The sequence below is a fragment of the Salmonella sp. 32082101201600294FB01SM01 genome, from assembly GCF_017572865.1.
Classification (GTDB): Bacteria; Pseudomonadota; Gammaproteobacteria; order Enterobacterales; family Enterobacteriaceae; genus Salmonella; species Salmonella enterica.
Genome location: NZ_JAGESB010000001.1, coordinates 1,729,186 through 1,742,075, shown reverse-complemented (window position 1 = coordinate 1,742,075; position 12,890 = coordinate 1,729,186). Strand labels below are relative to the sequence as shown.

Below are 12,890 nucleotides of genomic sequence, written 5' to 3'. Positions count from 1 at the left end.
AGAGTCAAATGAAGACGATTCAGATTTTCGATCCCGCTTTATGTTGTTCTTCCGGCGTCTGTGGCCCGGAAACCGATCCGGCGCTGGTCGCATTCGCCGCTGATTTTGAGTGGGCCAGAACGCAGGGCGTCAATATTGAGCGTTTCAATCTGGCACAGCAACCATTGCTCTTCGCACAGAACGAAATCGTTAAAGGCTTTCTGGCCCGTTCCGGCAAAGAGGCGCTACCGCTGATTCTGGTGGATGGTGAAGTCGCACTGGCTGGTCGTTACCCTCGCAGAGAGGAACTGGCGCGCTGGATGGGGCTTACCGTCTATTCGAGTTTTACGCCAGCGACTTCCTCCTGTTGCGGTGGCGATAAGTGCTGCTGATGGACTGATTTCCCGCTTTATTTAATTTAAAGGAGTCTTTTTTATGCTGATGCTTCGGCAGGTGCCCCCCTTTTTGTTTTTTACCGGTAAAGGCGGTGTGGGTAAAACATCGCTGGCCTGCGCTACCGCGATTCATCTGACCGCTTCCGGCAAGCGCGTATTGCTGGTCAGCACCGATCCGGCGTCCAATGTCGCGCAGGTATTTGAACAGACCATCGGCCACCAGATAACCCCGATTGCAGCGGTTAACGGACTGTCCGCGCTGGAGGTCGATCCGTCCGCCGCCGCTGCGAAATACCGTGAGCGCATTGTCGGCCCGGTGCGTGGCATTCTGCCGGATGACATCGTGGCGGGTATCGAGGAGCAGCTTTCCGGTGCCTGCACCACCGAAATTGCCGCCTTTGATGAATTCACCACGCTGTTGACCAATCAGCAACTGCGCGATGAGTACGACCATATTGTGTTCGACACCGCGCCGACCGGGCATACGCTGCGAATGCTGCAACTGCCCGGCGCATGGAGCGGCTATCTTGACAACAGCCAACACGGCGCGTCCTGTCTCGGACCGCTGGCCGGGCTGGAAAAACAGCGCAGCCAGTATCGCGCCGCCGTGGACGCACTGGCGAATGCAGAACTGACGCGCATGGTGCTGGTCGCCAGAGCGCAGACCGCAACGCTGAAGGAAGTATCGCGTACGTATGACGAACTGGCCGCCATCGGCCTGACGCAGCAGTATCTGGTCATTAACAGCCTGTTGCCTGAGCAGGAAACTGCGCACGATAAGCTGGCGCAGGCACTGTATCAGCGTGAACAACAGGCGCTGCAACATTTACCTGATAATCTGCGCATATTGCCCTGCGATCGCCTGCCGCTAAAACCGTTCAATATGGTGGGTCTGTCGGCATTACGTGGCCTGCTGGACGACAGCGCAACAGGCGCTCCGATGGAAACCGGAGATATCTCCCCCGTAGATCTCCCTTCATTGTCATCACTAATAGACGGATTCGCATCTCAGGGATATGGCCTGATCATGCTGATGGGCAAAGGCGGCGTGGGGAAAACCACGCTGGCTGCGGGGATTGCCGTTGAACTGGCCCGTCGCGGTCATCCGGTACATCTGTCCACATCCGATCCGGCGGCACACCTGACTAACACGCTGGACGGCTCATTCGACGGTCTGACCGTCAGCCGTATCGATCCGCAGGCCGAAACCGAGCGTTACCGGCAGCAGGTGATGGCTGAGCAGGGTAAAAACCTCGACGAACAGGGGCGCGCCGTTCTGGAAGAAGATCTGCGTTCTCCCTGCACGGAAGAAATTGCCGTGTTTCAGGCATTTTCCCGCATCATTCAGGAGGCAGGTAAACAGTTCGTCGTCATGGATACCGCACCAACCGGCCATACGCTGCTGCTGCTTGACGCTACTGGCGCTTATCATCGCGAGATTGCCCGACTGGCCGGTGAGCACTGTCAGCCCGTACTGACGCCCATGATGCGTCTACAGGACAGCGAACAGACAAAAGTTCTCATCGCCACGCTGGCGGAAACCACGCCGGTGCTGGAAGCCGCCCATTTGCAGGACGATCTGCGCCGCGCAGGGATTGAACCTTGGGGTTGGGTGATTAACAACAGCCTGATCAATACGCCGACCACATCGCCGCTGCTGCGCCAGCGCGCCGAACGTGAACGACCGCAGATTGATGCCGTCTGTACCCACCATGCCCGCCGCTGCGCGCTGGTGCCGCTACAGGCCGAAGAGCCTGTTGGTGTCGAACGTTTGCTACAACTGAGCACAACGGGAAAATAAACCCAAAGGAGTCTGCTATGTCCGCACAAACCCAGGCCGCTCCGGCCATGAACCTGTTTGAACGTTACCTGAGCGTCTGGGTTGCGCTCTGCATCGCCATCGGCATTTTGCTCGGACAGGTGGTGCCGGGCGTCTTTCGCGTTATCGGCGGTCTGGAGATCGCCCGCGTCAATTTGCCGGTCGGTTTACTTATCTGGGTAATGATTATTCCTATGCTGCTGCGCATTGATTTCGGGGCGCTGGGTCAGGTCAAAGCGCACTGGCGCGGGATCGGCGTAACGTTGTTTATCAACTGGCTGGTTAAACCCTTCTCAATGGCACTGCTTGGCTGGCTGTTTATCCGTTATTTATTCGCACCGTGGCTACCCGCCGATCAGCTTGAAAGCTACATCGCTGGGCTTATTCTGCTGGCCGCCGCGCCCTGTACGGCGATGGTGTTTGTCTGGAGCCGACTCACTAACGGCGACCCTTATTTCACGCTGTCGCAGGTAGCGCTGAACGATGCCATCATGATTTTCGCCTTTGCGCCGATTGTTGGGCTGCTACTCGGCCTGTCCTCCATTACCGTACCGTGGGCTACGTTGTTGACCTCTGTGGTACTGTACATCGTTGTGCCGGTTATTCTGGCCCAGCTCTGGCGTAAGGCTCTGCTACGCAAGGGGCAAGCGGCATTCGATAATGCGCTGACGAAAATCGGCCCGTGGTCAATGGCGGCATTACTGGCAACGCTGGTGTTACTGTTTGCGTTTCAGGGCGAAGCCATTCTGCAACAGCCGCTGGTCATTGCCCTGCTGGCGGTGCCGATTCTGATTCAGGTGCTGTTTAACTCGGCACTGGCCTATGGGTTGAATCGACTGGTGGGCGAAAAGCACAATATTGCCTGTCCATCCAGCCTGATCGGCGCATCGAACTTCTTTGAACTGGCTGTCGCAGCGGCAATCAGCCTGTTTGGTTTTCATTCCGGTGCGGCGCTGGCGACCGTGGTTGGGGTGCTCATTGAGGTGCCGGTGATGCTGCTGGTTGTGCGAGTGGTGAATCGTTCGAAAGGGTGGTATGAGAGAGCTTAGCGGAGATATTATCCCTCTCTAATTATCCGTTCGCGGCAAACATTCAGGCAGTTTCTCAAGGGGCAGGGCCGGGTAATGCTGTGTTTCAGGCGGCGTGAACTCACCATCCAGATTTTTCGCAGAGTTCGACCTGATTAACTGTTTTTTCACCGCATAAGGGCCAAAAGCCAGCTTCTTTTCTTTCCCGTCAATGCGGTACTTCATGTACCAGAGCTTTGAGCCGTTGGGTTTGATCAGCAGGTAGAGTCCTGAACTGTCGGTAATCTTGAAGGATTTATCGGTGGGTTTGATCTTGCGGATAGCGGTATCGGTTAATGCCATCGGCGGGGGCTTCATTTTCTCAACGAACCGTGAGGCCCCCGATTAAGTCCCCAAAAACCATGGATGTCAAAAAACCCGGCAAACCTTATCAGGTCAACCGGGTAAAGATAAGTTCTTGTTTTTTAAACGTCTCCGGACTCACCAGGATGTCCCGAAACTAAAATCTGGCTCCTCTGACTGGACTCGAACCAGTGACATACGGATTAACAGTCCGCCGTTCTACCGACTGAACTACAGAGGAATCGTGTGGGGTCGTATATTAGCGGCGGAAAAATTTTTGTCAAACCCCATTTAACCCCTTACAGATTCGATTGCGGGTTATCTCATCACTTTGTTGCATTTGCAGACATTTTTTCTGCAAAAAGCTTTGCAGCCTTACGATTTCTCGCTCATTATTGAAATGTGGTTTCAACTCTCTTCTTTAAGGTCCATTTTGAACGTCTCCACTGCCTTACGCCAGGTTGTCGTCCGTACGCCCTGGTATGCCAAACGCAAGAGTTACAAGGTGTTGTTCTGGCGTGAAATCACCCCACTTGCTATCCCCATTTTTCTGGAAAATACCTGTGTTTTGCTAATGGGCGTGCTCAGTACTTTTCTCGTCAGTTGGCTGGGCAAGGAAGCAATGGCGGGCGTGGGGCTTGCCGACAGTTTTAATATGGTAATTATGGCTTTTTTTGCGGCTATCGATCTTGGTACTACGGTGGTGGTCGCCTTTAGCTTGGGCAAGCGCGACAGGCGACGGGCAAGGGCGGCGGCGCGCCAGTCGCTGGTGATTATGACGCTATTTGCCGTTGTGCTGGCAGTGGTCATTCATTATTTCGGCAGTGAAATTATTAATATTGTCGCAGGCGAGGCGACGCCAGAAGTAAAGGGGCTGGCGTTAACGTACCTTGAACTGACAGTGCTGAGTTATCCGGCTGCGGCAATTGCGCTAATCGGTAGCGGCGCGCTGCGTGGGGCAGGGAATACGAAAATCCCGTTGATGATTAACGGCGGGATGAACATTCTCAATATTATCATCAGCAGCATCCTGATTTACGGGGCTTTCTCCTGGCAAGGGCTGGGTTTTGCCGGCGCGGGGCTGGGATTAACCATTTCGCGCTACATCGGCGCGGTAGCGATTATTTGGGTGCTGATGATTGGTTTTAATCCGGCGCTGCGCATTCCGCTGAAAAGCTATCTGAAGCCGCTGAATTTCGGCATTATCTGGGAAGTGATGGGTATCGGTATTCCGGCGAGCATTGAATCAGTGCTGTTCAACGGTGGCAAGCTACTGACGCAAATGTTTGTCGCAGGAATGGGCACTAACGTTATTGCGGGTAACTTTATTGCCTTTTCCGTGGCGGCGCTTATCAACCTGCCGGGTAACGCCCTTGGTTCGGCGTCGACTATTATCACCGGTAAGCGTCTTGGTACCGGACAAATTGGTCAGGCAGAGCGTCAACTGCGCCATGTATTCTGGATGTCGACTATCGTACTTACGGCAATCGCCTGGGGGACAGCGCCGTTCGCGGGTCTGTTTGCCTCATTTTATACCCAGGAGCAGGACGTAAAAGAGGTAGTGAAAGTTCTGCTCTGGCTTAATGCTGCCTTTATGCCAATTTGGGCGGCCGCGTGGGTGTTGCCGTCGGGTTTTAAAGGCGCGCGCGATGTGCGATTTGCGATGTGGGTATCGATGCTGGGGATGTGGGGCTGTCGCGTTGTGGCAGGGTATACGCTTGGTATTGTGCTGGGTATGGGGGTTGTAGGGGTTTGGCTGGGGATGTTTCTTGACTGGGCCGTGCGCGGCGCATTGTTTTACTGGCGTCTGGTAAGCGGGCGCTGGCTGTGGAGGTACCCGCGCGTAAAGAGGGAGTAAGCGCTTTTTGCTGTGAAAATCATCAGGAAACGGTGAATTTTAACCGAAGTGTGGAATAAAACAGCAAACGAACTTTTTTTGTGAAAACAGGCTTTGACAAGCCAGGGGCACCTCGTTAATATTCGCCCCGTTCAAACGATTCCTCTGTAGTTCAGTCGGTAGAACGGCGGACTGTTAATCCGTATGTCACTGGTTCGAGTCCAGTCAGAGGAGCCAGATTTTAGTTTCGGGACATCCTGGTGAGTCCGGAGACGTTTAAAAAACAAAAAATTATCTTTACCCGGTTGACCTGAGAAGGTTTACCGGGTTTTTTGACATCCATAGTTTCTTGAGGGCTTAATCGGAGGCTTCACGGTTCGTTGGAAAAATGGAGCCCCCACGTATGGCATTAACCGATACCGCTATCCGCAAGATCAAGCCCGTATCAGTATGCTGACATATAGATGTGTTCGGTTCAAACGGAGCGATCACACAAGCTTGCCAGGTGATGCCCCTGGTGGGAATCGCGACTGTCTCTTTCATCTGATTTCAGATATTTTCCGTGATCTTGATCCGTTCTTTCCCAAAAGATTGATTTCTTTCATTCGAAACAAGGCTGTACAATAAGTAAACCAAAATAGCAGCTATAGAGTTTCTAATGGATACAGTAGAAGAACTAAATGGAACATACTTCTATGCAGGAAAATCCAATCTGAATGCTGCCGAACTTCTGTTTATGATTTTTGTGAGAATACCGCAAGCCAGTTTGGGATTGGTGTTGCAGATTTCGGGGCCGTTGTTGCTCTGGTATCAGGTCGCAATAATCTCTGGACAAGGGCGAAACCCGCTGGAGCGACTAAAGGCACATCATACGCGTCCAGGACTGCACGTGCAGTGTTTAAAAAGTCAAAATTTCCCTTTGGAATATCCCTTCCGACATGGTTAGGGCGGTTACACCCCGTGGACAGCCAGACGTGTTATGGTTCGTAACATTGCGCCGTTTGTTGGACGTTCCATTCCTTTGATCGGGGAAATTATCCTTGCCGCAGATGTGTCACAAATAACATATCGCACTATACGCGACTACAATACCATTGCTCGGGGCAATGATAAGTTATGGTAGACAATATTGAACAGCAAGTTTACGAGCTTGTACGGCCTTATGTTGGCACATATCTGTTCAACATTAAGCAAGTGGAATTAACACCAGAGATTGACCTTGATACTGATCTGAGCATTGATGAACTTGAAGCCGAAGATCTCATGAATAAATTCTTCGAGAAACTCAATGTCGAGCGAGGTAACTTCAGAATAGAAACCTATTTTCCTAATCACCCTTTTTCATGGCATCCGTTCAAGAAAACGGAGCCTGTACCCGTCCCAGATTTCACTATCAGCATGCTGATCGAGTCAGCAAAAGCCGGGAAATGGTTATATGACTAATTGTAATGAACTTAACAAATGGCTGTACCAGTACCCTTCTTTTTGAGCGATGATGGTGGCGCTAAGATAGTTCTCTTTTCTTTTTAAAGGGTTCATGTTTACTGCCGCCGCCCTTACGCTAACCCTTTTAGTTTCTTCCTTTGCTGTCATACTATCGAATGACGTGCCTCACCTGTGAACGCTAAGGAGAATAATATGGAAAATAAAGGCACAAACCTGACGCCCGAGCAGGCGCTGGATCGCCTGGAGGAGCTGTACGAGCAGTCGGTTAACGCGCTCCGTGAAGCCATCGCTGACTATGTTGATAACGGCACGCTGCCCGATCCCCATGCCAGGCTTAACGGACTGTTTGTTTATCCTTCGCTGTCTGTAAGCTGGGATGGCGCGACACCGAACCCGCCTAAAACACGCGCTTTTGGACGCTTTACTCATCCCGGCTGTTATACCACTACCGTTACGCGGCCTGCGCTATTTCGCGCTTATCTTCTGGAACAGCTTAACCTCGTTTATCATGATTATGGCGCGCATATTGCGGTGGAGGCCTCGCACCATGAGATCCCGTATCCTTACGTGATTGACGGCTCAGCTCTGACGCTGGATCGTTCTATGAGCGCCGGGCTAACGCGCCATTTTCCTACCACAGAACTGGCGCAGATTGGCGATGAGACGGCAGACGGTCTGTTCCACCCCGGCGAATTCTATCCGTTATCGCACTTCGACGCGCGTCGTGTTGACTTCTCGTTGGCCCGGTTACGGCACTATACCGGTACGCCGGTTGAACATTTTCAGCCCTTCGTTTTGTTTACCAACTACACCCGCTATGTCGATGAGTTTGTGCGCTGGGGATGCAGCCAAATTCTTGATCCTGACAGCCCCTATATCGCGCTTTCCTGTGCCGGCGGAATTTGGATCACGGCAGAAACGGAAGCGCCGGAAGAGGCTATTTCCGATCTGGCCTGGAAGAAACATCAGATGCCCGCCTGGCACCTGGTAACGGCAGATGGGCAGGGGATTACGCTGGTAAATATCGGCGTCGGCCCTTCAAATGCTAAAACGATTTGCGACCATTTGGCCGTGTTGCGGCCTGACGTCTGGCTTATGATTGGGCACTGTGGAGGGTTACGAGAAAGTCAGGCGATTGGTGATTATGTGCTGGCCCATGCCTACTTACGCGATGATCATGTGCTGGATGCTGTTCTGCCGCCTGATATTCCTATTCCAAGCATTGCGGAAGTACAGCGTGCGCTGTACGACGCTACCAAAGCGGTTAGCGGAATGCCCGGCGAAGAGGTGAAACAGCGACTGCGCACGGGAACAGTCGTCACCACGGATGATCGTAACTGGGAGCTTCGTTATTCCGCATCGGCGCTGCGATTCAACCTTAGCCGCGCGGTTGCGATTGATATGGAGAGCGCGACGATTGCAGCCCAGGGCTATCGCTTTCGTGTGCCTTACGGCACGTTGCTTTGTGTTTCTGACAAACCTTTACACGGTGAAATTAAACTGCCCGGGCAGGCAAACCGGTTTTATGAGGGGGCTATTTCAGAACATTTGCAAATTGGTATTCGTGCTATTGATTTGCTACGCGCAGAAGGTGATCGTTTGCACTCACGTAAATTACGCACGTTTAATGAGCCACCGTTTCGCTAACGAAATGAGCTGTCGCCTGCTGTTGGACAGGAGCGGAAGAGGCGTATTTATATGATATGGAAAGTGGCTGAATGAAGCCTTAGCGGGAGGCGATTCCGCATCCCGCTAAGGCCTTATTGTGCCGCGAGCTTCATCACCATCGCCGGAGACCTGTCACCGATAATCGCCTCTACGTCAGGAAACGCGCCGGAAGGCGAAAACATTGCGCCACACTTCACGCTCCTTGAGCGCCTGACCCACAAGCCCGGATTGACAAGCAGATACCGACCGTGAGAAGCGGTCAGCTTAAAGAGGTGTCAGAAGGCTTGATACTGAGGATTTTCGCGTTGGACAGGGATATAGGGTGGTCACGTCATTATCGAACTGAAATGACCCCAAATCAGACCACCAATTTCGCCGGATGCGCAGGGAAAACCAGACACACATCGGGAAAGATTTTCACGCTAACTTATTGAAACCTAACTGAATAGTGACTTATAAGTACGCCTGAAAACAGGAATTTGGCTCCTCTGACTGGACTCGAACTTCATCTGTAGCTCCTGTTGTTAGTGGCTTTCAAAAAATGGTGTCTGTTTTTACCATCATATTTACCAGCATTTTTAACGCTGTATTACAATAAAGTCAATTATTATCAATTAGTTATGACAACACGCTTCACTGAACCTCACTCAACGATCTTCCTGTGCTACTACAAATTTTATCTTGTTTATTCAACAGATTACCGCTATTGCCCGATATGCTTCCTCCCGGAAAGATAAGTAAGGGCAGAACAATACGTTATGACCAATGCTGAGAACGCCAGCCATCTTTATTCCCTTTCTCTATGCTGCTGAATGCGTTAACGTCAATGTAATGAACATCAACATTTTTAGGGAAAAGAATGACAAAAAGAATGGCTGTTGCGGATATAGTGGAAGCATTAAGCAAATGGTTTGATGTTAGCCGTTATGATGCGCTGAAAAACCTCACTCTGGAACAAATTTATGCGGAACTGGAAAGGCGCATGTTTGCCTACAAAGCCAGACAGCAATGGGAAACACTGGATGATAAGCATCGTAATGCCGTTATTCACCATGATGCTATGATCCACTCTGGTAGGGTCTTGATGGAGGATAAATGGATCTCTGATAGCCACATGCTGGCTCATAGCTATGCCGTCAGGCCAATGACAAGGGATTCACTGTTTAACTATGGACGGGCAATGTATCGACTGGAGAATACGCCTTCAGAAGAAAATGTTTCAATGAGTTCGGATTACATATCTGAATACCTGAAACAGGGAGGGCTGAACCCTGCTAACAAGATGCTGATTGAAATTGATTTGGAAGAAGCCAGTAGTGACGATCTGGCTGAACACCTGAAAGTGCTTATCAATCAATGGCAGAAGCACCTGAAAGTGCCTAAACCACCGGAAAAAGATTTTCGTTTTGGTCATAAAATATTCCAGAAGATACTCGATTACAAGATTATCCCTCTAATGGACCTCATAGCTTGGGAACAGCTCAACAATCAGAAAATCAAATACCCTGTATTGGCTGGTATCCTACACCCTGATATGCGTTATGCCAGAGGTAGCGAGCAAATCAAAGACACTGATTATCCGCTTGCCCACGGTTTTTTAAACAATGACAATTATTTCAAGTCATTGAATGATTTTTTCATAAAAAATAATCTGGTGAAAAACTCGCCTATTCTTGATGTCATCGCAATGAATGACAAACCAGAAACAAAAAAGAAAACAAGGGACATCCACTAACCCTGAACTTCCCCTGTATTCATATCATATAAACATCCCCTAAATTCACTGGTCCTGAACATCCCTCCGGTTCAGGGCTGGTGAACCAACCTAGTTTTTCACAAGCGATCTCCATACAATTATCTCCATCGAATAACACGGGAGATAAATATGGTTAAAAGAGAAATAAAAGCAAAGACAACGTTTATCCGTTTGCCAGAAGTAATAAAACGCACCGGATTTGGTAAAACGTGGATTTACGAGCTGATTAAGGCTGGGCGTTTTCCATCTCAGGTGAAAACAGGGATAAGAGCAGTGGCATTCATTGAAAGTGAGATTGATGAATGGATTGAAGCTACTATCCAGAGCTCACGCCAGAACGCTGCATAAAACAGAAACAAGATCTCGTGACGAATAGAGAACTATTCGCACAGGGGATCTTATTACCCTAAACAATAAACATCCCATTTGACACGGATAACATAGAGCTGTTCTTTAACGAGACATTTTTCTACGCTTTTAGCTTGATGGCTCGAACTCTGACGAGATGTGAGAGAGTTGCTCAAGACTTTGTTCTATGGAACGCTGGAACTCAATAGCGGCTTCTGTACGCTGTTTTATGATTAGGGATATTATTTCTTCATCACTCTTTTCTGAAATGGCCTTACGGTATAATACACGTTCGTTGAACAGATCAAGATTACCTGATGATCTTGCTGACGTATTAGCTTTTGAACTACTGATGGGATTTAACTCGTCAATAAAGTATTCAATAAGAGATTCTCTCTTTTTTTCAAGTCTGCGAAGTTCAGTGTGTGCAGATTTAAACTTTTGGGCTTTTATTAAAGGAATACCATCGGAGCGTAGTCTACGATATTCATTTCTGTATTCCTCAATCGTAATATGTTTTTTTAGTTCTTTGACTGTATTTACGTATTCGATTAAATCACTGTTGTCTGTTTTTACTTTTCTCATATGAGACCTTGTTAATAAAAATAGTGGATATATTATATATTACGAGGTATGGCATAAGTGTCAAATTCCGGTAGGGAATTAAATAAGGTGAAGTATTTTATATTGTTCAAAAATCAACTCACCCATTTCAGTATAGATTTCGACCTTACCAACTTTACCATCTGGTCTTTTGATTGAATAGCGGATTAATCTTTCATTATAATATTTTTCTAACAAGTCAGGTCGTTCAGTAAAGTATCTTGATTTTGTGGAACGATCTTTCAGATAGTCGCAGCTTGAACAAACCTGCTTTTTGAAATCCTTCTCAGATAAACCACTTTCTTTTATTTTTGAAGAAATAAAAGCCTTTAAAGGTCGTTCATACTCATCTCTTTCTTTCGCTTTGCGTATTTGTTCTTCTTTCTTGTGCTGTTGTTCAATACGGTAAAGTCTGCCTTGTTCTTCCTGCGCTCGTATTATATCCTCTTGGATTATTTTACTAATGATTGTGGCAGGAACAACACTGATACCTTCAGACCACCCCTGATAAGGATTATTGTTTTGTATATTTCGGACTGTAGCAGATATTCTGTCTATATCCAGTTCTTTATCAAAGGAAACAATACGTTGTCCGTTTTCTTTTGATATGAGCTTAGCCGTGTTTACAGGGGATTCAAGACCCTTTAATTTGAATGTGGCTACGGCACTGTTGCGACTTCTATAATATAATGCTTGTTTCTTATCTCCAATATAGCATTCAAGGTAAGAGAAAATCTTAAACTCCTGAATGCCAAATGTTTCCTCAAGCATAGTCATCTGCTCAGCCAATATATTTAGTATATCACTCTTGGATAGTTTTTCGTGGAGCTTAATCTCAAGCGAACCGGGTAGTTTTTTCATTGTTATTTCCTTGTTGTTGTTATTTTATCAGGATACTTTCTGCATATGAGAGTCTGCGTCAACAGCGTTTCTTCTTGCTTCCTCATTTTCCTTTGTTCTTTTATATACTTTTCGTGGTTTATCAATATGTATGCTATTGTTGGTATTAGGAACAGCGTTATTCTTTTTCTTCTTACTGAAAACAAATGCGTCAGTATAGATTTCTTTGGTTTCAGTTTCTAAGGAAAGGGTTCTTCTTTCACTTTTTGACATAGCTGAATAACTTTCTGGATACTGTTCTATTTCTGCGCAAAGATTGCGAGCGTTGCTCAGTTGTTCTTTACGTTTCTGATCCAGTTGATGGCTCATTCCTTTTGCGAAGATATTAGAGTTGATGTAGAGATGTCCATGATGCTCGACGAGTATTCCTTTCTGCCTGAGTTTTTTGAAAATGTTAGACATATTACCGGAAGCGATATTCAGTGCTTTGCACAGTGATGATTGTGAAAGATTAATCAGGTTCCCAAACTCCATATATTCCAAGATATATGTTAATACGCGGAATTCATTCTTAGAAATATCAAGGTCAGAAAAAATACGAAAGTTGGAAGTAAAAGCAAATACATAAGGTTGCGAAAACGAGATTGCTTTATCTTCCTCAGAAGAAATAACTGTCGTTGATTTTATTTCTTTGTTTTGTAGCAAGCGCTTTGCGATATCAATCTTTTGCTCGGTGGTTAATGATTCAAATAAGTGTAATAGATCAGCATCATTTGTATTCATATTATTCTCTCTTATTATTTTTGTTATATGTATTTTAATACTATGC

At 48.0% G+C, this 12,890-nt stretch carries 13 protein-coding genes, 2 tRNA genes and 1 pseudogene; 10 read left to right on the top strand and 6 right to left on the bottom strand.

Features of this window, described 5'->3' with window-relative positions; genetic code table 11:
• Positions 1–8: 8 nt before the first annotated feature.
• Genes arsD through arsB form a run of 3 tightly spaced genes read left to right on the top strand, consistent with a single transcriptional unit; the run spans position 9 to position 3,242 of the window.
• Positions 9–371 carry an arsenite efflux transporter metallochaperone ArsD gene (gene arsD / locus J4645_RS08655; RefSeq protein WP_000849418.1) on the top strand — a complete coding sequence of 121 codons (363 nt, stop codon included), beginning with the start codon at positions 9–11 and terminating at the stop codon, positions 369–371.
• 43 nt (positions 372–414) lie between these two features.
• On the top strand, positions 415–2,175 hold the full coding sequence (gene arsA / locus J4645_RS08650) for an arsenical pump-driving ATPase (RefSeq protein ID WP_023214958.1): 1,761 nt from the start codon (positions 415–417) through the stop codon (positions 2,173–2,175).
• A gap of 17 nt (positions 2,176–2,192) precedes the next feature.
• On the top strand, positions 2,193–3,242 hold the full coding sequence (gene arsB, locus J4645_RS08645; protein ID WP_001276043.1) for an ACR3 family arsenite efflux transporter: 1,050 nt from the start codon (positions 2,193–2,195) through the stop codon (positions 3,240–3,242).
• A gap of 18 nt (positions 3,243–3,260) precedes the next feature.
• Here arsB and J4645_RS08640 read toward each other — a convergent pair whose 3' ends face one another.
• A complete protein-coding gene (locus tag J4645_RS08640) occupies positions 3,261–3,563 on the bottom strand; it encodes an Arm DNA-binding domain-containing protein (RefSeq protein WP_001219028.1) in 303 nt (100 codons plus the stop codon).
• Between the two features lie 165 nt (positions 3,564–3,728).
• Positions 3,729–3,804, bottom strand: a tRNA-Asn gene (locus J4645_RS08635).
• A 159-nt stretch (positions 3,805–3,963) separates the two neighbouring features.
• On the opposite strand from J4645_RS08635, the gene J4645_RS08630 reads away from it, so the two are divergent.
• The 4 genes and pseudogenes from J4645_RS08630 (at position 3,964) to J4645_RS08615 (ending at position 6,843) form a co-directional block, all read left to right on the top strand.
• The gene (locus J4645_RS08630; protein ID WP_001542574.1) at positions 3,964–5,421 is read left to right on the top strand and encodes an EmmdR/YeeO family multidrug/toxin efflux MATE transporter; all 1,458 of its coding nucleotides are present in this window, start codon (positions 3,964–3,966) and stop codon (positions 5,419–5,421) included.
• A 140-nt stretch (positions 5,422–5,561) separates the two neighbouring features.
• A tRNA-Asn gene (locus J4645_RS08625) sits at positions 5,562–5,637 on the top strand.
• 421 nt (positions 5,638–6,058) lie between these two features.
• Positions 6,059–6,523 (top strand): annotated as a pseudogene (locus J4645_RS08620) (STM2901 family protein).
• Positions 6,517–6,843, top strand: coding sequence for a DUF1493 family protein (locus tag J4645_RS08615; protein WP_000228161.1), 327 nt, complete (start codon positions 6,517–6,519; stop codon positions 6,841–6,843). The pseudogene J4645_RS08620 and the gene J4645_RS08615 overlap by 7 nt, the downstream one beginning before the upstream one ends.
• Here the strand turns inward: J4645_RS08615 and J4645_RS08610 are convergent.
• A complete protein-coding gene (locus J4645_RS08610; protein WP_001531298.1) occupies positions 6,832–6,993 on the bottom strand; it encodes a hypothetical protein in 162 nt (53 codons plus the stop codon). The genes J4645_RS08615 and J4645_RS08610 overlap by 12 nt on opposite strands.
• A 45-nt stretch (positions 6,994–7,038) precedes the next feature.
• On the opposite strand from J4645_RS08610, the gene J4645_RS08605 reads away from it, so the two are divergent.
• The 3 genes from J4645_RS08605 to J4645_RS08595 all read left to right on the top strand — a co-directional run bounded on the left by J4645_RS08605 (position 7,039) and on the right by J4645_RS08595 (position 10,618).
• Positions 7,039–8,493 carry an AMP nucleosidase gene (locus J4645_RS08605; protein ID WP_000428191.1) on the top strand — a complete coding sequence of 485 codons (1,455 nt, stop codon included), beginning with the start codon at positions 7,039–7,041 and terminating at the stop codon, positions 8,491–8,493.
• Between the two features lie 880 nt (positions 8,494–9,373).
• On the top strand, positions 9,374–10,249 hold the full coding sequence (locus J4645_RS08600; protein WP_023214959.1) for a DUF6387 family protein: 876 nt from the start codon (positions 9,374–9,376) through the stop codon (positions 10,247–10,249).
• A 150-nt stretch (positions 10,250–10,399) separates the two neighbouring features.
• Complete coding sequence (locus tag J4645_RS08595; protein ID WP_023214960.1) at positions 10,400–10,618, top strand: AlpA family transcriptional regulator; 219 nt, start codon at positions 10,400–10,402, stop codon at positions 10,616–10,618.
• A gap of 129 nt (positions 10,619–10,747) precedes the next feature.
• On the opposite strand, the gene J4645_RS08590 is transcribed toward J4645_RS08595, so the two are convergent.
• The 3 genes from J4645_RS08590 to J4645_RS08580 all read right to left on the bottom strand — a co-directional run bounded on the left by J4645_RS08590 (position 10,748) and on the right by J4645_RS08580 (position 12,844).
• A complete protein-coding gene (locus tag J4645_RS08590; RefSeq protein WP_023214961.1) occupies positions 10,748–11,203 on the bottom strand; it encodes a DUF4756 family protein in 456 nt (151 codons plus the stop codon).
• A gap of 78 nt (positions 11,204–11,281) precedes the next feature.
• Positions 11,282–12,082 carry a hypothetical protein gene (locus J4645_RS08585; RefSeq protein ID WP_023214962.1) on the bottom strand — a complete coding sequence of 267 codons (801 nt, stop codon included), beginning with the start codon at positions 12,080–12,082 and terminating at the stop codon, positions 11,282–11,284.
• Positions 12,083–12,109: 27 nt separating this feature from the next.
• Positions 12,110–12,844, bottom strand: a complete 735-nt coding sequence (locus tag J4645_RS08580) for a replication/maintenance protein RepL (RefSeq protein ID WP_023214963.1) — start codon at positions 12,842–12,844, stop codon at positions 12,110–12,112.
• Positions 12,845–12,890: the final 46 nt, after the last annotated feature.